Source organism: Streptomyces sp. NPDC003327 (assembly GCF_053589515.1).
Genome location: NZ_JBSFSA010000009.1, coordinates 76,446 through 93,616, shown reverse-complemented (window position 1 = coordinate 93,616; position 17,171 = coordinate 76,446). Strand labels below are relative to the sequence as shown.

16 protein-coding genes are annotated in these 17,171 nt (G+C 73.9%); 3 read left to right on the top strand and 13 right to left on the bottom strand.

The genetic code is table 11. The annotated features are described in order from the left end of the window. Nucleotides 1-78: 78 nt before the first annotated feature. The 4 genes from ACWDVG_RS11090 to ACWDVG_RS11075 form a co-directional block, all read right to left on the bottom strand. Nucleotides 79-780, bottom strand: a complete 702-nt coding sequence (locus ACWDVG_RS11090; protein ID WP_451698361.1) for a small secreted protein — start codon at nt 778-780, stop codon at nt 79-81. Nucleotides 781-932: 152 nt separating this feature from the next. Continuing rightward, a complete protein-coding gene (locus ACWDVG_RS11085) occupies nt 933-3,242 on the bottom strand; it encodes a sodium-translocating pyrophosphatase (RefSeq protein WP_451698359.1) in 2,310 nt (769 codons plus the stop codon). Between the two features lie 211 nt (nt 3,243-3,453). Further along, nucleotides 3,454-3,912, bottom strand: coding sequence for an ATP-binding protein (locus tag ACWDVG_RS11080; RefSeq protein ID WP_451698357.1), 459 nt, complete (start codon nt 3,910-3,912; stop codon nt 3,454-3,456). 14 nt (nt 3,913-3,926) lie between these two features. Next, entirely contained in the window at nt 3,927-4,280 is a 354-nt protein-coding gene (locus ACWDVG_RS11075) for an STAS domain-containing protein (RefSeq protein ID WP_451698355.1), read from the bottom strand. Between the two features lie 80 nt (nt 4,281-4,360). Here ACWDVG_RS11075 and ACWDVG_RS11070 point away from each other — a divergent pair, with 80 nt between their 5' ends. Further along, nucleotides 4,361-6,904 carry a DEAD/DEAH box helicase gene (locus ACWDVG_RS11070; protein WP_451698353.1) on the top strand — a complete coding sequence of 848 codons (2,544 nt, stop codon included), beginning with the start codon at nt 4,361-4,363 and terminating at the stop codon, nt 6,902-6,904. A gap of 34 nt (nt 6,905-6,938) precedes the next feature. Here the strand turns inward: ACWDVG_RS11070 and ACWDVG_RS11065 are convergent, their stop codons facing one another. From ACWDVG_RS11065 to ssd, 7 genes are all read right to left on the bottom strand, one after another. Next, complete coding sequence (locus ACWDVG_RS11065; protein ID WP_451698351.1) at nt 6,939-7,325, bottom strand: Rv3654c family TadE-like protein; 387 nt, start codon at nt 7,323-7,325, stop codon at nt 6,939-6,941. Then, a complete protein-coding gene (locus ACWDVG_RS11060; RefSeq protein ID WP_451698349.1) occupies nt 7,322-7,666 on the bottom strand; it encodes a TadE family type IV pilus minor pilin in 345 nt (114 codons plus the stop codon). The genes ACWDVG_RS11065 and ACWDVG_RS11060 overlap by 4 nt, the downstream gene beginning before the upstream one ends. Further along, entirely contained in the window at nt 7,653-7,874 is a 222-nt protein-coding gene (locus tag ACWDVG_RS11055) for a DUF4244 domain-containing protein (RefSeq protein ID WP_451698568.1), read from the bottom strand. The genes ACWDVG_RS11060 and ACWDVG_RS11055 overlap by 14 nt, the downstream gene beginning before the upstream one ends. A 155-nt stretch (nt 7,875-8,029) precedes the next feature. Further along, on the bottom strand, nt 8,030-8,824 hold the full coding sequence (locus ACWDVG_RS11050) for a type II secretion system F family protein (protein ID WP_451698347.1): 795 nt from the start codon (nt 8,822-8,824) through the stop codon (nt 8,030-8,032). Continuing rightward, a complete protein-coding gene (locus ACWDVG_RS11045) occupies nt 8,824-9,624 on the bottom strand; it encodes a type II secretion system F family protein (protein WP_451698566.1) in 801 nt (266 codons plus the stop codon). The genes ACWDVG_RS11050 and ACWDVG_RS11045 overlap by 1 nt, the downstream gene beginning before the upstream one ends. 56 nt (nt 9,625-9,680) lie before the next feature. Next, the gene (locus ACWDVG_RS11040) at nt 9,681-10,850 is read right to left on the bottom strand and encodes a TadA family conjugal transfer-associated ATPase (protein ID WP_451698345.1); all 1,170 of its coding nucleotides are present in this window, start codon (nt 10,848-10,850) and stop codon (nt 9,681-9,683) included. After that, on the bottom strand, nt 10,847-11,938 hold the full coding sequence (ssd, locus tag ACWDVG_RS11035; protein WP_451698343.1) for a septum site-determining protein Ssd: 1,092 nt from the start codon (nt 11,936-11,938) through the stop codon (nt 10,847-10,849). Before ssd ends, ACWDVG_RS11040 begins: the two co-directional genes overlap by 4 nt. Before the next feature lie 580 nt (nt 11,939-12,518). On the opposite strand from ssd, the gene ACWDVG_RS11030 reads away from it, so the two are divergent. Then, nucleotides 12,519-13,361, top strand: a complete 843-nt coding sequence (locus ACWDVG_RS11030) for an HAD family hydrolase (RefSeq protein ID WP_451698342.1) — start codon at nt 12,519-12,521, stop codon at nt 13,359-13,361. Between the two features lie 350 nt (nt 13,362-13,711). On the opposite strand, the gene ACWDVG_RS11025 is transcribed toward ACWDVG_RS11030, so the two are convergent. Continuing rightward, on the bottom strand, nt 13,712-14,530 hold the full coding sequence (locus tag ACWDVG_RS11025; protein WP_451698340.1) for an oxidoreductase: 819 nt from the start codon (nt 14,528-14,530) through the stop codon (nt 13,712-13,714). 102 nt (nt 14,531-14,632) lie between these two features. Between ACWDVG_RS11025 and ACWDVG_RS11020 the strand changes: the two genes are divergently transcribed. Further along, nucleotides 14,633-15,619, top strand: a complete 987-nt coding sequence (locus ACWDVG_RS11020) for an ATP-binding protein (RefSeq protein ID WP_451698338.1) — start codon at nt 14,633-14,635, stop codon at nt 15,617-15,619. Between the two features lie 158 nt (nt 15,620-15,777). Here ACWDVG_RS11020 and ACWDVG_RS11015 read toward each other — a convergent pair whose 3' ends face one another. Then, nucleotides 15,778-17,076, bottom strand: coding sequence for a hypothetical protein (locus ACWDVG_RS11015; RefSeq protein WP_451698336.1), 1,299 nt, complete (start codon nt 17,074-17,076; stop codon nt 15,778-15,780). Nucleotides 17,077-17,171 lie beyond the last annotated feature (95 nt).

Here is a 17,171-nt window from a genome sequence, read left to right as displayed (position 1 = left end):
TGACCGCCGCCACCGACATCGGGGCGGGCGACCCGACGGGAAGCCGGACGCCCGCTCCTGGATGGACCTGCTTGCCGACTAGCTCTTGCTCTTGGTGGCGGAGGGCTTGGCCGAGGTCTTCGACGACGGCGTGGACGCCGGCTTGTCGGAGGTGTCGCCGGAGTCCCCGTCGGAGCCCGCGTCCCCGTCGGCGGTGGAGCCCGGCGCCGGGGAGGCGGACCCGGTGGCCGGCGGGGTGGAGGCGGTGGGCTTCTGGCAGCCGGGCTGCTTGGCCATCGCCTGGCCGAGTTCGCCGCTCTCCAGCTTGGCGAGGGCGTTCTGGTCCATCTTCTCGATGCGCGCGAGGCCGTTGGCGATGTCCTCCAGGCCGTCGGCGAACTTCTGCTGGTTCTTCGGGTCGAGCGCGTCGACCTGCTTCTTCAGCCCGTCGTAGGCCGCGGCGGTCGCGTTGAGCTCCTTGATGGCGGACTGCTGGATCGTCGCGCCGTTCTCGACGGGCGGGGCGCCCGCGCTCTCGACGGCCTTGGCGAGGGCCCTGTCGGCGTCGGCGATGTCCTTGAACGCCTTCGAGTCGGCGGCCTGGATCTCCGCGGGCTTGCTGTCCGCGGCCGTCGACACGATGATCTGGTGGGCGTCGGCCCGCTTCTGGATCTGGGGCTTCGCCTGGTCGCAGAACGTCTTCGCCCAGTTGCCCACCTTGTCCTCGTCGTCGCTGCACCCGGACAGCGCGAGCACGAGCACCGCGCTGCCGGACAGTACGGCCGCAAGCTTCTTGTTCACCGGATCGAATCCCTTCCGAGGCTCTCGGCCCCGGAACATACACGCCGGACGGGCGGCTTCCACCTTTCGTGGGACCGATTCACCCCATATTGCCACCGTTCGAACCAAGGAAGAGTGGGGACGCCCACTCCCGAAATGAGACGGACGCCACGTCAGGACACGGCCACCGAGCGGCGCTTGGACACCCGGACCGCGGCCACGACGACGAGGAGCGCGAGCCCCGCGACCAGCCCGCGCAGCCAGCCGCTGGCGTCCTCCCCGTAACCGAACCGGACGACGGCGGGCGCGATCAGCAGCGCCACCAGGTTCATCACCTTCAGGAGCGGGTTGATCGCCGGGCCCGCCGTGTCCTTGAACGGGTCGCCGACCGTGTCCCCGATGACCGTCGCCGCGTGGGCCTCGCTGCCCTTGCCGCCGTGGTTGCCGTCCTCGACCAGCTTCTTCGCGTTGTCCCAGGCACCACCGGAGTTGGCGAGGAAGACCGCCATCAGCGCGCCCGTGCCGATGGCCCCGGCCAGGTACGCGCCGAGCGGGCCGACGCCGAGCGCGAACCCGACCGCGATCGGCGCCGTCACGGCGAGCAGGCCGGGCGTGGCGAGTTCGCGCAGGGCGTCCTTGGTGCAGATGTCGACGACCCGCCCGTACTCCGGCTTCTCGGTGCGGTCCATGATCCCGGGGTGTTCGCGGAACTGCCGCCGCACCTCGTACACCACGGAACCGGCCGACCGGGAGACGGCGTTGATCGCCAGCCCGGAGAAGAGGAAGACGACGGCGGCGCCGAGGATCAGCCCGAAGAGGTTGTTGGGCTGCGAGATGTCCATGGAGAGCGTCAGTTCGCCCGCCCTCGCGCCGACGTCGGCGACCGAGGTGGCGATCGCGTCGCGGTACGAGCCGAAGAGCGCCGCGGCGGCGAGGACGGCGGTGGCGATCGCGATGCCCTTGGTGATCGCCTTCGTCGTGTTGCCGACGGCGTCGAGCTCGGTGAGGACCTGCGCGCCCGCGCCCTGGACGTCCCCGGACATCTCGGCGATCCCCTGCGCGTTGTCGGCGACCGGGCCGAAGGTGTCCATGGCGACGATCACGCCGACCGTGGTGAGCAGCCCCGTCCCGGCGAGGGCGACCGCGAACAGCGCCAGCATGATCGAGGCCCCGCCGAGCAGGAACGCCCCGTAGACGGCGAGGCCGATCAGCAGCGCCGTGTAGACGGCGGACTCCAGGCCGATGGCGACGCCGGCGAGGACGACCGTCGCGGGGCCGGTGAGCGAGGAGCGGCCGATGTCCTTGACCGGGCGCCGCCGGGTCTCGGTGAAGTAGCCGGTGAGCTGCTGGATCAGCGCGGCCAGCACGATGCCGATGGCGACCGCCACGAGCGCGAGGATCCGCGGGTCGCCGTCGTGCTCCCGGATGCCCGGCTCGGTGACGCCCTGGAGTCCGGCGTACGAGGACGGGAGGTGGACGAACGCGGCGACGGCGACCAGGACGAGCGAGATGACGGCCGAGACGAGGAAGCCCCGGTTGATGGCGCTCATCCCGCCGTGGTCCGCGCGCCGGGGCGCCACCGCGAAGATGCCGATCACGGCGGTGACCACGCCGATCGCCGGGACGATCAGCGGGAAGGCGAGGCCGTGGTCGCCGAAGGCGGCCTTGCCGAGGATCAGCGCGGCGACCAGCGTCACGGCGTACGACTCGAAGAGGTCGGCCGCCATGCCCGCGCAGTCGCCGACGTTGTCGCCCACGTTGTCGGCGATGGTGGCGGCGTTGCGCGGATCGTCCTCCGGGATGCCCTGTTCGACCTTGCCGACGAGGTCGGCGCCGACGTCCGCCGCCTTGGTGAAGATGCCGCCGCCGACCCGCATGAACATGGCGATCAGCGCGGCGCCGAGGCCGAAGCCCTCCAGGACCTTCGGCGCGTCGGCGGCGTAGACGAGGACGACGCAGGCGGCACCGAGCAGGCCGAGGCCGACGGTGAACATGCCGACGACCCCGCCCGTACGGAAGGCGATCTTCATGGCCCGGTGCGCGACCTCGGAGGGGTCCTTCGCCGGCTCGCCGGGGCCCGGGGTCGCCTCCCGGGCCGCCGCGGCGACGCGCACGTTCGCGCGGACGGCGAGCCGCATGCCGACGTACCCGGTGACGGCCGAGAAGAGCGCCCCGACCAGGAAGAACAGGGAACGCCCGGCCCGCTGCGACCAGCTGTCGGCGGGGAGCAGCATCAGCAGGAAGAACACGACGACGGCGAAGAGGCCGAGGGTGCGCAGCTGCCGCGCGAGGTAGGCGTTGGCGCCCTCCTGCACGGCGGCGGCGATCTCCCGCATCTTCGCCGTGCCCTGGCCGGCCGCGAGGACCTGGCGGACGAGGAGCTGGGCGACGAGCAGCGCGGCGAGGGCGACGGCCGCGACGACGACCACGATCGTCCGGTTCTCGCTCGTGAGCACCGCCGCGGCGAGGGAGGTGGCGTACATGGGGACGGATCATAGGGAGATGAACCGGGACGTACGCGGATGCGACGGCTCCTCCGCGCGGATGCACCAAGCGGATGCACCCATCGGGGCGGCGCGCGGTGGAGGCGGGCGCATGGCGAAGAGGCCCCGCGGGTGCGGGGCCTCTTCGTCACGCACGTACGTGCACGCACGTTCACGCGCGTTCATACGTCCGAACGGGTGAACGGCTCGGTCAGGACAGGATGTCCGCGGGGCTCGTCGGCCAGGCCATCCTGATGGTGCCGCCGTCCTCGCCGGCGCTCACCTCGACGTCATCGACGAGGCCGCGGATCACCGCGAGCCCCATCTCGTCCTCACCGTCGGCGTCGTCGAAGTCCTCGGCCGGGGCCCCGGCGCGCGCGCCGGGCACACCGACCGCATCGGCCGCCGCCACTCCCGCGCCGGGCACCTCGTCGCCGACCGCGATGGAGAACGTCTTCTCCTCCTCGGTCAGCACGACCCGGATGGGGGTGGTGACGCCGTTGCTCCGGTGCAGCCCGACCGCACGGGAACAGGCCTCACCGACGGCGAGCCGGACCTCGTCGAGGACCGCCTCGTCCACCCCCGCCCTGCGGGCGACCGCGGCCGCCACCAGGCGGGCCGTGCGGACGTGCTCGGGCTGGGCGCTGAAGCGGAGTTCAACGGTGGCCATGCCATCCCCCTCGGTCAGTCGACCGCGTTGACGGCCTCGTCGACCGAGGTGTGGATCGGGAACACCTTGGTGAGGCCCGTGATCCGGAAGATCTTCAGAATGCGCTCCTGGTTGCAGACCAGACGCAGCGAGCCCTCGTGCGCGCGCACGCGCTTCAGGCCGCCGACGAGCACACCGAGGCCGGTGGAGTCGAGGAAGTCCACGCCCTCCATGTCGACAACCAGGTGGTAGCTGCCGTCGTTCACCAACTCGACCAACTGCTCGCGCAGCTTGGGCGCGGTATACACATCAATCTCGCCACCGACCTCGACGACCGTTCGGTCGCCGCCAGCGCCGGTCACAGTGCGAGTCGACAGGGACAGGTCCACGGATCCTCCAGCACATTGCTATCGGGCGGTCGCCCCCACGTGTCTCCCGGGCGGAGCCGGGGGGTGGATCGCCAGCCGCGATGGCATTCAATCACTTACCTGCGACCATGCACGACGCCTTGGAAGCATTGTCCGTCATGGCAGTGACACACTCGGTGCCGATGGCCAAGAATCAGCGCCCCAGTCGTCCAGCCGGGGACATGGGCAACCGCCCCTCTCCCGGCATGGTCCTCGGTCGGCTCTCCAAGGGCGAGAGCCGGGCCGCACGCATCACTCATACGGAGCACATGCCCGCCCGTGCGGGTCGGCATGCCGTCTGGCCGCACCTGATCCGCCCGGAGGTGATCTCCGCGATCGAGGCGGCGGGCATCGAGCACCCCTGGGCCCACCAGGCGGAGGCCGCTGGCCACGCCCTCGACGGCGAGTCCGTGGTGATCGCCACGGGCACCGCCTCGGGCAAGTCCCTCGCCTATCTCGCCCCCGTCCTCTCCACCCTCCTGGACGGCTCCGAGGCCGCCAACGGCCGCGGCACGACCGCGCTCTACCTCTCCCCGACGAAGGCCCTCGCCGCCGACCAGCGCCGCGCCGTCCGCGCCCTGGCCGCCCCGCTGGGCACCGCGATCCGGCCGGCCGTCTACGACGGGGACACGCCCGTCGAGGAACGCGAATGGGTCCGGCAGTACGCGAACTACGTCCTCACCAACCCCGACATGCTGCACCGGGGCATACTCCCCTCCCACCCCCGGTGGGCCTCCTTCCTGCGCTCCCTGCGCTACGTCGTCATCGACGAGTGCCACACCTACCGCGGCGTCTTCGGCTCCCACGTCGCCCAGGTCCTGCGCCGGCTGCGCCGGATCTGCGCCCGGTACGGCTCCGAGCCCGTCTTCCTCCTCGCCTCGGCCACCTCCGCCGACCCCGCGCGCGCCGCGAGCCGCCTCACCGGCCTCCCGGTCACCGAGGTCGCCGACGACGCCTCCCCGCGCGGCGAGCTGGTCTTCGCCCTCTGGGAGCCGCCCCTGACCGACCTGCGGGGTGAGCGGGGCGCCCCGGTGCGCCGCACGGCCACCGCCGAGACCGCCGACCTGCTGACCGACCTCACCCGCCAGGGCGTCCGCTCGGTCGCCTTCGTCCGCTCGCGGCGCGGCGCCGAACTGATCTCGGTCATCGCCCAGGAGCGACTCGCCGAGACCGACCGGGCCCTCGCCCGCCGGGTCGCCGCCTACCGGGGCGGATATCTGCCCGAGGAGCGCCGCGCCCTCGAACGGGCCCTGCACTCCGGCGAACTCCTCGGCCTCGCCGCGACGACCGCCCTGGAACTCGGCGTGGACGTCTCGGGCCTCGACGCCGTCCTGATCGCCGGCTACCCGGGCACCCGGGCCTCCCTGTGGCAGCAGGCGGGCCGCGCCGGCCGCTCCGGCGAGGGCGCCCTGGCGATCATGATCGCCAGGGACGACCCGCTGGACACCTTCCTCGTCCACCACCCCGAGGCGATCTTCGAGCAGCCGGTCGAGTCGACCGTCCTGGACCCCGACAACCCCTACGTCCTCGCCCCCCATCTCTGCGCCGCCGCCGCGGAGCTGCCGCTCACCGACCCGGACCTGGCGCTCTTCGGCCCGGCCGCGCCCGGCCTGCTGCCCCAGCTGGAGTCGGCCGGGCTGCTGCGCCGCCGCTCCACCGGCTGGTACTGGACCCGGCGCGAGCGGGCCGCCGACCTCACCGACATCCGGGGCGGGGGCGGGAACCCGGTCCAGATCGTGGAGGAGGGCACCGGCCGGCTCCTCGGCACGGTCGACGAGGCCGCCGCCCACAGCGCCGTCCACGAGGGCGCCGTCCACCTCCACCAGGGCCGCACCTACCTGGTGCGGAAGCTCGACCTGGCGGACTCGGTCGCCCTCGTCGAGGAGGCCGTACCGCCGTACTCCACCACCGCCCGCGACACCACCGACGTCACCGTCCTGGAGACCGACACCGAGATCCCGTGGGGCTCGGGCCGCCTCTGCTACGGCTCCGTCGAGGTCACCAGCCAGGTCGTCTCCTTCCTCCGCCGCCGTCTGATCACCGGCGAGGTGCTCGGCGAGACCAAGCTCGACCTGCCGCCCCGCACCCTGCGGACCCGGGCCGTGTGGTGGACGGTCACCGAGGACCAGCTCGACGCCGCCCGGATCACCCCGGAGATCCTCCCGGGGGCCCTGCACGCAGCCGAGCACGCCTCCATCGGCATGCTGCCGCTCTTCGCGACCTGCGACCGCTGGGACATCGGCGGCCTCTCCCACCCGCTCCACCCCGACACCCTGCTGCCCACCGTCTTCGTGTACGACGGGCACCCGGGCGGCGCGGGCTTCGCCGAGCGGGCGTTCCACACCGCCCGCGCCTGGCTGTCCGCGACCCGCGAGGCGATCGCCGCCTGCGAGTGCCAGGCGGGCTGCCCCTCCTGCATCCAGTCCCCGAAGTGCGGCAACGGCAACGACCCCCTCCACAAGCGCGGCGCGGTCCGCCTCCTCGCCGAACTCCTCCGCGGCTCCCCCACGCCCGACGACCAGCAGACGGATGCGGGGCAGACAGCGACCGGGGCGTCCGGGGACCGGCCCTCCGGGGACCGGCCGGCGGCCTCGGAGAAGGCGTAGGGCCGGGTGGCTCGGCCGCTGCCGCCGCAGTCCGTCAGGTCGGCGGCGCGGGGTCGGAGGCTCCCGGTGGGCCCGGGCCCGCGCGGGACCTGATCTCCGGAACGTACGGCCCGTCGGCGGGGCGGGCGCTGACGTCTGCGATCTCGCCACGGACCTCACAGCGGACCAGGACCGCGCCCTGGGCGGCGGCGACCCGACCGGCCGCGGCGCAGGCCTCCCGCTCGCCCCACAGGGCCCGGTCGGCCGCGGCGAGTGCCGCCAGGTCGGCGGCCGAGCCGGCCCGGTGGCGGGCCGACACCGCCTGGCCGAGCGCCAGGACCGCCCCGAACACCACGCACAGCACACAGGCCGCGAACGCCGTCCACACCGTCGCCGATCCGCGATCGGCCCGGCCGGGCAGACCCGGCGGTGGCGCCGTCACGGCGCCCCGTCCTCGGCGAGGGCGGCGGCGTGCGCGCGGAGGGTCACGCCCAGACCGCCGGGCCCCGGCGCGGTCGCCTCCACGGAGACCCGCCACAGTTCGCCCGTTCGGGTGACGGAGACCCGGGCGCCGTCGGGCGCGGCGGCCCTGGCGGCTTCCTCCGCCGCGGTGACCGGCTCCGAGCGGGCCGCCACGCGTGCGCCCGCCCGTGCCGCGTCCACGCACCGGATCTGCGCGGCCGCCGCCGCGAGCCCCCAGAGCAGCGCCACGGTGAACAGGGCCAGGACGGGGAGCGTGAGCGCCGCCTCCACCGTCACGAAGCCGCGGTCAGAACGGCGCATCGAGTGCCTTCCCGATCACCGACTCCAGCGCGCCCGACACGGCCCCGCTGGTGACGATCTTGTAGAGCACCGCGGCGAAGGCGGCCGCCGCGATCGTTCCCACCGCGTACTCGGAGGTCGTCATGCCCGCGTCGGCCCGCGCCGCCGCCCGCCGGGACCGCCACCAACTCCGTCCCATCTCCTTCGACTTCGCCCGCAGCGCCACCATCGCGCTCGTCGCGCTCGCCGTCCGTCGTGCCTTGTCCGTCATGTCCGTCCCCTTCGTCGTGTGCATGCGTCGTTCCTGTCGTGTGTCGTGTGTCGTCTGTCGTGCGTCGTGCGTCGTGTGCCGGTTACCGGTTGCGGCGTGGCGTGCCGTGTCCGTCATCGGCCCGTCAGCCCCGCCGCCAGGCCGATGACCACCGGAGCCACTCCCACCGCGAGGAACGCGGGCAGGAAGCAGAGCCCCACGGGTGCGCTGATCAGGACCTGGGCCCGTCGGGCGCGGGCCGCCGCCACGCGCGCCCGGGCCGCTCGCAGACCGGCCGCGTGCCGGGCGACGGCCTCGGCGGCGGGTGCCCCCGTGGCCCCGGCCCGCTCCATGCAGCGGGCGAGCCCCTGGGCGCCCGGTATCGCGCCGAACCTCCGCCACACGACGGCGGGTTCGCCGCCGAGCCGTAGCTCGGCGGCCGTCCGGGACAGGCGCTCGCCGAGCGGTCCGCACAGCGATCGCCCCACCGCTTCCGCCGCCTCGGCGGGGCTCGCCCCCGTGGACGCGCAGGCCGCCAACAGGTCCGCCGCCAGCGGTAGATGTCGCGCCGCTCCCTCCGCGCCGCCCGGCTCGGACGCCCTGGAGCGCCGCCTCGCCGCACGCGTGGCCTCGTGCCGTCGCACCCCGCCGGCGGCCAGGCCGCCGGCGACGAGGGCCCCGAGACCGCCGAACGCGACCCACCCGACGATCGCCGCCAGGGCCACCACCGCCCCGCCCCGGACCCAGCGCGGCGCCCCACCCCGCGACCATCGGGGGTGCCGGACGCGCGGGGCCGGTCCTCCGGTCAGGGCGACGACCCGGCGCCGGTTCACGCGCGCCCACCGCTCGCGGGCCACGGCGTAGGCGGCCTGCGCCGCCATGCCCACCAGCGCGAACAGAAGCGCCGGTGCCTGCAGGACCATCGGCATCACGGCCCCTCCCCTCCCCGCACGATCCGGGCGGCCCACCACAGACCCGCCGCCTCCAGCGCGCCGCCGAGGGCCAGACAGGCGAACCCCGCGGGCGTGTGCAGCAGCACGTGCAGCGGGTCGGCGCCCAGGGCCGCGCCGAGGGCGATCCCCGCCACCGGAAGGACCGCGAGGACGGTCACCGTCGCCCAGGCACCCGCCAGTTCGGCGCGGAGCCGCTCACGCTGCTCCCCGTGGTCCCGCAGGGCCGCCTCCAACCGGTCGAGCCCGGCGGCGAGTCCCGCGCCGCCGTCCACCGCCACCTGCCAACAGGCGGCCAAGCCCGCGAGCCCGTCGGCTCCGTCCTGCCGGGCCGCGCCCCGCAGCGCCTCCGGCACGTCCCCGCCGAACCGCGCCGCCGCCAGCACCACGGCCTCCTCGGCCCCCAGAGCACCGGTCTGCCGGGCCCCGAACGCCAGCGCCTGCGCGGGCTGCCAGCCGGCCCGCAGCTCGCCCGCGACCGTCCCGCACAGGGCGACCACCCGCTCCGCGCGCGCCTCCCGCTCCCGCCGGAGCGCGGCCTTCCGCAGCCACCTCCCGACCAGCGGCACCGCGACCGCCCCCGCGAGCAGCGGCACCGGGGAGGCACCGAGAACGGCCACCACCGCCGCCACGGGCAGACAGAGCCACTCGCGCCGCGCCCGCACCCGTGGCCACCAGGACGGGGCCGCCCAGCGCGCCTGGCCGGTCGCCCGGCCCTCCGGGTCGCCGCACACGAGCACGGCCCGGGCCCGGCGCAGGCCGCGCCGTCGCTCCGCCATCCGGCTCAGCACGAGCGCCGCGCAGAGCGCCGCCGCCGTAGCCGCCTGCCCTCCGGTCACCACGCCCCGCCTCCGATCAGGTCCCGCAACCGCGGCCAGCCGCGCTCCCGCTCGAACCCGGCCGTTCCCCACCGCAGCGCGGGCACCGTCCGCACCAGTCCCTCGCGGTCCCGCTCCAGGACGTGGACCTCGGCGATCCGCCGTCGCCCGTCCCGGTCCCGTACGACATGCAGCACCGCCGACAGGCCGGCCCCCAACTGGCTGTGCAGGGCCGCCCGGTCGAGCCCTGCGGCCGTTCCCAGCGCTTCGAGGCGGGCGGGCACGTCCGCCGCCGTGTTGGCGTGGAGCGTCCCCGATCCCCCGTCATGTCCCGTGTTCAGGGCCGCGAGCAGGTCGACGGCCTCCGGGCCGCGGACCTCCCCGACCACAAGCCGGTCGGGGCGCATGCGCAGCGCTTGGCGGACCAGGTCGCGCAGGGTCACCAGGCCCGCGCCCTCCTGGTTGGCCGGGCGCGCCTCCAGGCGCACGACGTGCGGGTGGTCCGGCCGCAGCTCCGCCGAGTCCTCGGCGAGCACGATCCGCTCCCGCTCCCCCACCAGGCCGAGCAGGGAGGCGAGCAGGGTCGTCTTTCCCGTGCCCGTACCGCCGCTGACCAGGTACGACACCCGGGCGTCGATCAGCGCCCGCAGGATCGGGGCACCACCGGGCGGCACCGTCCCGGCCCGCGCGAGCTCCTCCAGGGTGAAGGCACGGGGGCGGACGACGCGGAGGGACAGACAGGTCGAGCCGACCGCGACCGGTGGCAGCACGGCGTGCATCCGTGTGCCGTCGGGCAGCCGGGCGTCCACCCACGGCCTGGCGTCGTCGAGCCTGCGTCCGGCCACGGCGGCGAGCCGCTGGGCGAGCCGGCGCACGGCCGCCGCGTCGGGGAAGGAGACCGGGGCCCGTTCGAGTCCGGCGCCCCGGTCGACCCAGACCCGGTCGGGCGCGGAGACGAGGACGTCGGTGACGTCGGGGTCGGCGAGCAGCGGTTCGAGCGGCCCGGTCCCGATGAGCTCGCACCTCAGTTCCTCGGCGGCGCCCAGGACCTCGGCGTCCCCGAGGAGCCGCCCCTGGGCCCGCAGCGCGGCCGCCACGCGCGCCGGCGTCGGGTCGGCGCCGCTGGCCGCGAGCCGCTGCCGCACGGCGTCGAGCAGCGCCGCGCCGCCGCCCTCCCGCCCGGTCACGCCGCACCACCGGGGGCGAGGGCGCGCTCCCAGAAGGCCGCGCAGAACCGGCCGAGGGGTCCCCGCGGTTCGGCGCCCGGCGGCGCTCCCGTGTCCCGGTCGGCGGCGATCCCCGGGTCGTACGGCAGCTCCCCCACGAGCGGCAGCCGCAGGGCGTCGGCCACCCAGCGCTCGTCGAGGCCCGCCGCGTACGGCCCGCGGACGACGGCCCGCAGGTCCCGGACGAGCAGGCCGAGACTCGTGGCCACCCGGTTGGCGGCGGCGACGGCCCGCAGCTCCCCGGGGACGAGGATCAGTCCGAGGTCGAGCTGGGCCAGCGCCTCGGCAGCGGCCTCGTCGGTGCCGCGCGGCAGGTCGACCACGACGGCCCCGCCGCGCCGTCGGGCGGCGGCGAGCACGGACCGCACGGCCTCGGGCGGAACGGGGGCGACGGGCTCGCGGCCCCAGCTGAGCACCCGGACTCCACGCACGGCGGGCAGCGACTCCTCCAGGGCCCCGGCGGCCAGCCGCCCCTTGGAGGCGGCGAAGTCGGGCCAGCGCCTGCCCTCCTCGCGCTCGCCGCCGAGCAGCACGTCGAGTCCGCCGCCCAGCGGGTCGCCGTCGACGAGCAGGGTGCGCCGCCCGGTCCGCGCGGCGGCGAGGGCCAGTCCGCAGGCCAGGGTGGAGGCCCCGGCGCCGCCGCGGCCGCCGACGACCCCGACGGTCAGGGCCTGCCGGCCGACGCCCTCGACGGCGTCGGCGATGCGGTCGACGAGGACGCTCTCGGCGTCGGGCAGCCGCAGCACGGCGTCCGCGCCGATCTCGACGGCCCGCCGCCAGACCACCGGGTCGTCCCGGTCCCGGCCGACGAGGAGGACTCCGGCCCTGCGGGTGGCCCCCCGGCAGCGGGCCGCCGCGTCGTCGCCGACCAGGACGAGCGGCGGGTCGGCCCAGCCGGCCCGCCGCTCCGGGACACGGTGGTGGACCTCGGGCTCGGCTCCGGCGGCGGCGCACAGCCGCAGCAGGTCGTCGAGGAGAGCGAGGTCCTCGGTGATGATCAGCGGCCCTGCCGCTCGCGCCCCGCCCCGAACGCCCGGCCCGCCCGCCACCGGGCGGCCCCGGCCTACGTCCGCCGGATCCCGGTCGGCCCCCGCCGGATCCCGGCCGTCCGCCGCCGGGTCACGTCCGGTCCCGTCGTGCCCCCGCGTCCGGGAAGTCCTGGAAGTCCTCGATGCCTGCACGGCACACCCCTCTCGCGATTCCTGCGGTCCGCGAACTTCGCGGCTGGAATCACGGTGGGGCCGTCGGGGAAATCCTGCGGATCTTGCCGAAAAACTGTGGATAAGGCAGGCCCTGTGAATAACTCCGCCAGTCCTTCGTGGACTGTCCGGAACACATCGCGTCGATTACCGTGAGTAGCGAATCGAGGCCACGGCAGGCCTCGTGCCGCCGACCGGGCGGTGACCACGAGGAGGGGAAGCGATGAGGGAACGACGGACCGAAACGGCTCCGGACATGCGACGACCCCCGCCGGGGGGGAGAGCGGGGGTCGTCTTTCCGGCCGACTCGGGGGGGGAGGAGCCGGACCGGGTTAGCACGGTCGCGAACGATCCGTGACTTCCATGGTGTACCCGAGAGCCTTCTCAGGCAAACCCACGCGCCCCAGCGTACGCCGAATGGCGGGCACCTATGCTCAGGCTTGTGGAAAACCACTCCTTGCCGCGCACAGCCGCCTTCTTTGACCTGGACAAGACGGTCATTGCGAAGTCCTCGACGCTGACCTTCAGCAAGTCCTTCTACCGGGGCGGACTGATCAGCCGCCGCGCCGCCCTGCGGACGGCGTACATCCAGTTCGTCTTCCTCGTCGGCGGAGCCGATCACGATCAGATGGAGCGGATGCGCGAATACCTCTCCGCGCTCTGCAAAGGATGGAACGTCGCGCAGGTCAAGGAGCTCGTCGCCGAGACCCTGCACGATCTGATCGACCCGATCATCTACGACGAGGCTGCCTCGCTCATCGAGGCGCATCACGCCGCGGGGCGCGACGTCGTGATCGTCTCCACCTCCGGAGCCGAGGTGGTCGAGCCGATCGGCGAGATGCTCGGCGCCGACCGGGTCGTCGCCACCCGGATGGTGGTCGGCGAGGACGGCTGCTTCACCGGCGAGGTGGGGTACTACGCCTATGGACCGACGAAGGCCGAGGCCGTCCGGGAGCTCGCGGAGTCGGAGGGATACGACCTTTCCCGCTGTTACGCGTACAGCGATTCGGCGACCGACATTCCCATGCTGGAGGCCGTGGGCCATCCGCACGCCGTCAATCCCGACCGCACGCTCCGCAAGGAGGCCGTCGCCCGGGAGTGGCCGGTCCTCGTCTTCGAGAAGCCGGTGCGGCTCAAACAGCGGTTGCCCGCGTTCCGGATGCCGCCCCGCCCCGCGCTCGTCGCCGCGGCGGCCGTGGGAGCGGCGGCGGCCACCGCCGGTCTCGTCTGGTACGCCTCCCGGCGCCGCCAGGCGGCGGCCCTCGCCCCGTGACGGGAACCGGGGGCGGAACCGCGCCAAGAACCGCGACCGGAACCGGACAAAGAAGTGCGATCTGCACTTTCGCTTCCACCCGGACAGGAGTAAAAAGGAAGCAGGCCCGCGAGACCTGGGACATCCGAGAGGATCACCTGTTGAGCATCAAGGCCCCACGGACCTGAGCACAGAAACCTGGCACCCACGCGACGTCGACCCGTCGATTACGGGCCAGCCGCACCAGGCGATGGGCAAAGTTCCCCGCTTGATGGGCACATATCGAGGACGCTTGGTAACTGGGTGGACGTGCCAGCGGCGGTACCGAAGTCTGGTACCGCCGCAACCCATGTCCGGCACCTTCCCGGACCTCAGGCCGCGCCGCGCTGGAGCGCCTCACAGACGGCCGTCGACTCCCTGACCCCCAGCTCGACCGAGCGCCCGCAGTGCGCGATCCAGGCGCCGACGCCTTCCGGGGTCCCCGACAGATAGCCCTCGAAGGCGGCCACGTACGCCGCCCGGCCCTGCTCCGCGTGGCCGACCTCGGCCGGGCAGATGGCCTTCGGGTCGAGCCCGCTGCCGACCAGGACGATCCGCTCCGCGGCCCGCGCCACGAGCCCGTTGTGAGTGGTGAAGGGGCGCAGCGCGAGCAGCTCGCCGTGGACGACGGCGGCGGTGACGAGCGCCGGGGCGTCGCCGCCCGCGACGATCACCTCGGCGAGGCCGTCCAGCCGGGCCGCGACCTCGGCCGAGGAGGGCAGCGGGGCCTCGATCAGCGGTTCGTCGACCGCCTCGCCCGCGAGCCGCGGCCGTCCCACGGTGTCCTCCTGCTCGCCGGCGGCGACGAGGTGGAGCCGGGCCAGGACCCGCAGCGGTGACTGGCGCCAGATCGACAGGAGCTGCCCGGACTCGGCGCCCAGGCGCAGGGCAGCCCCCACCGTGCGGGCCTCGGGGTCCGCACTGAAGTCGGTGCGGCGACGCACCTCCTCCAGGGCCCAGTCGGCCCCGGCGAGCGCGGCCGAGCCGCGCGCCCCGCGCAGAGCGGCCTCGGAGGAGATCTCGTTGCTGCGGCGCCGCATCACACGGTGGCCGTAGACCCGGTCGACGGCCTTGCGGACGGAGTCCACCGCGTCGGCGACGCCCGGCAGGGAGGCGAGCGCGGCCAGCGGGTCAGAGGCGTGCGTACTCATAGGTAGGGAGGCTACGCGCCCCCGGGCCCCGCCCCACGATGGAGTGGTCTTCTTCACGCACCTCGACCACACCAAGCGACCGTGCCACTACCCTAGGTGAACATGAAGATCGCTTTCGTCGGGAAGGGCGGCAGTGGCAAGACGACGCTGTCCTCGCTCTTCATCCGCCATCTCGCCGCCAACGAGTCCCCCGTCGTCGCCGTCGACGCCGACATCAACCAGCACCTCGGCGCCGCGCTCGGGCTCTCCGAGGAGGAGGCCGCCGCGCTGCCCGCGATGGGCGCGCACCTGCCGCTCATCAAGGAGTACCTGCGGGGCTCCAACCCCCGTATCGCCTCCGCCGAGACGATGATCAAGACGACGCCGCCCGGGGAGGGTTCGCGTCTGCTGCGGGTCCGCGAGGACAACCCGGTCTACGAGGCGTGCGCCCGGCCCGTGCGGCTCGACGGCGACGAGATCCGGCTGATGGCGACCGGACCCTTCACGGAGTCGGACCTCGGGGTGGCCTGCTACCACTCGAAGGTCGGCGCGGTGGAGCTGTGCCTGAACCACCTGGTGGACGGGGCGGACGAGTACGTGGTCGTCGACATGACGGCGGGGTCGGACTCGTTCGCGTCGGGCCTCTTCACCCGCTTCGACATGACCTTCCTGGTCGCCGAGCCGACGCGGAAGGGCGTCTCGGTCTACCGCCAGTACAAGGAGTACGCGCGGGACTTCGGCGTCGCCCTCAAGGTCGTCGGGAACAAGGTGCAGGGCGAGGACGACCTGGAGTTCCTGCGGGACGAGGTCGGCGAGGACCTGCTCGTGACGGTCGGCCACTCGAACTGGGTCCGCGCCATGGAGAAGGGCCGCCCGGCGCGCTTCGAGCTCCTGGAGGCCGAGAACCGCATGGCGCTCCAGGCCCTCCAGGACGCGGCGGACGACTCGTACGCCCACCGCGACTGGGAGCGCTACACGCGCCAGATGGTCCACTTCCACCTGCGCAACGCGGAGAGCTGGGGCAACGCCAAGACCGGGGCCGACCTGGCGGCGCAGGTCGACCCCGGTTTCGTACTGCGGGAAGAACTGACCGCCGTACAGCCGGCCTAGGGGGTGTCCTGTCGATCAGGCCGGATCAGGGAGCGGGGGCTGGTGCCGTGGATCGCAAGGCGGAGGAGGGAGGCGACGCGGAGCGTCGGCGACCGACGACTACGCGGCGAGGCGCGGTGCCAGCCCCCGCGAGCCCGGCATGATCGGCGAGACGCCCCCTAGCGACCCGGGGCACCCGCCGGGGCCGCCGGCTGGACGGCGGGGGGCTGGGCGGCCAGGAAGGTCTCCCAGCCACCCTGCGGTGCCTCGCCGACCTTCAGGGTCCGCATCTTGGCGATGACCTCGGGGTCCTGGGCGTCCAGCCAGTCCGCGAGCTGGCGGAAGGAGACGCACTTGACGTCCTTCTGCACGCAGACGGTGGCGATGGTCTCCTCGATGGCCCGCATGTACGTGCCGCCGTTCCAGGACTCGAAGTGGTTGCCGATGATCAGCGGCGCCCGGTTGCCCCGGTAGGAGCGCTCGAAGGCCTGCACCAGGCCGTCGCGCATCTGGTCGCCCCAGTAGCGGTGCTGGGACGGGTCGCCCTGCGTCGTACCGGGCGACTGGTTGACCAGGAAGTTGTAGTCCATGGCCAGCGTCTGGAAGGCGCGGCCGGGGACCGGCACGAGCTGCATGGAGAGGTCCCACAGACCGTGGTCCTTCCTGGGCCAGATCTGGTCGTTGACGCCGCTGGTGTCGTAGCGGAAGCCCATCTGCGCGGCCGCCTGCACGAAGTTCTTGCGGCCCTCCAGGCAGGGGGTCCGGGCGCCGACGAGCTCCTTGTCGTAGTCGAACGGGAGCGGCTCCTCACCGGTCAGGCCGGCGTTCGTCTTCCAGTTCTTGACGAAGGACTTCGCCTGGGCGATCTCGCTCTTCCACTCCTCGACCGACCAGGTGCCCACGCCCCCGTCCTTGCCGCAGAAGTGGCCGTTGAAGTGGGTGCCGACCTCGTTGCCGTCCAGCCAGGCGCCGCGCAGTTCGCGGACGGTGGCCCGGATGCCCTCCGTGTCGTTGAAGCCGATGTCCGAGCGGCCCGGGGAGTGCTGGGGCGGGTTGTAGAGCTTCCGCTTGGCCTCGGGCAGCAGGTACACCCCGCTGAGGAAGTACGTCATCGTGGCGTCGTACTTCTTGCCGACGGTACGGAAGTGGGAGAAGAGTTTCTGGCTGTCCTCGCCGGCGCCGTCCCAGGAGAAGACCACGAACTGCGGCGGGGCCTCGCCCGGCTTGAGCTTCTGCCACACGGGCTGGCGCGGCTGGGCGCCGGTGAAGGCGGTGGAGCCGTCGCCGATCAGGCGGACCGCGCTCTGCGGCGGCGCCGGGGCCGGGGCCTTCTTGGCGCCCGTCCCGCCGGACGTGCCCGGGGCGGCGGCCTCGTCGGAGCCCGAGCAGCCGGCGAGGCCGGTGATCAGGGCGAGGGCGAGCGCGCCCGCTGCGAGCGTCTTCTTCTGGGCTGTGGTCCTTCTCGCGGCGGCTGACATCCGCCCACCTCTCCTCCGAGCACGGGTACGAGCGGCGTCAACCTCGCACCCCGCCCACCGAAGAGATGAAACGACAAGCGGCTCACGGCGGCCCA

What these genes read in the sequence shown, in the direction of transcription:
- ACWDVG_RS11085 (WP_451698359.1), bottom strand. Translation starts at nt 3,242, where the DNA reads ATGTACGCCACCTCCCTCGCCGCGGCGGTGCTCACGAGCGAGAACCGG.
- ACWDVG_RS11055 (WP_451698568.1), bottom strand. Translation starts at nt 7,874, where the DNA reads ATGGTGGCGCTGCGGGCGAAGTCGAAGGAGATGGGACGGAGTTGGTGG.
- ACWDVG_RS11020 (WP_451698338.1), top strand. Translation starts at nt 14,633, where the DNA reads ATGAAGATCGCTTTCGTCGGGAAGGGCGGCAGTGGCAAGACGACGCTG.
- ACWDVG_RS11030 (WP_451698342.1), top strand. Translation starts at nt 12,519, where the DNA reads ATGCTCAGGCTTGTGGAAAACCACTCCTTGCCGCGCACAGCCGCCTTC.
- ACWDVG_RS11050 (WP_451698347.1), bottom strand. Translation starts at nt 8,824, where the DNA reads ATGCCGATGGTCCTGCAGGCACCGGCGCTTCTGTTCGCGCTGGTGGGC.
- ACWDVG_RS11060 (WP_451698349.1), bottom strand. Translation starts at nt 7,666, where the DNA reads ATGCGCCGTTCTGACCGCGGCTTCGTGACGGTGGAGGCGGCGCTCACG.
- ACWDVG_RS11045 (WP_451698566.1), bottom strand. Translation starts at nt 9,624, where the DNA reads ATGGCGGAGCGACGGCGCGGCCTGCGCCGGGCCCGGGCCGTGCTCGTG.
- ACWDVG_RS11080 (WP_451698357.1), bottom strand. Translation starts at nt 3,912, where the DNA reads ATGGCCACCGTTGAACTCCGCTTCAGCGCCCAGCCCGAGCACGTCCGC.
- ACWDVG_RS11015 (WP_451698336.1), bottom strand. Translation starts at nt 17,076, where the DNA reads ATGTCAGCCGCCGCGAGAAGGACCACAGCCCAGAAGAAGACGCTCGCA.
- ACWDVG_RS11070 (WP_451698353.1), top strand. Translation starts at nt 4,361, where the DNA reads ATGGCATTCAATCACTTACCTGCGACCATGCACGACGCCTTGGAAGCA.
- ACWDVG_RS11025 (WP_451698340.1), bottom strand. Translation starts at nt 14,530, where the DNA reads ATGAGTACGCACGCCTCTGACCCGCTGGCCGCGCTCGCCTCCCTGCCG.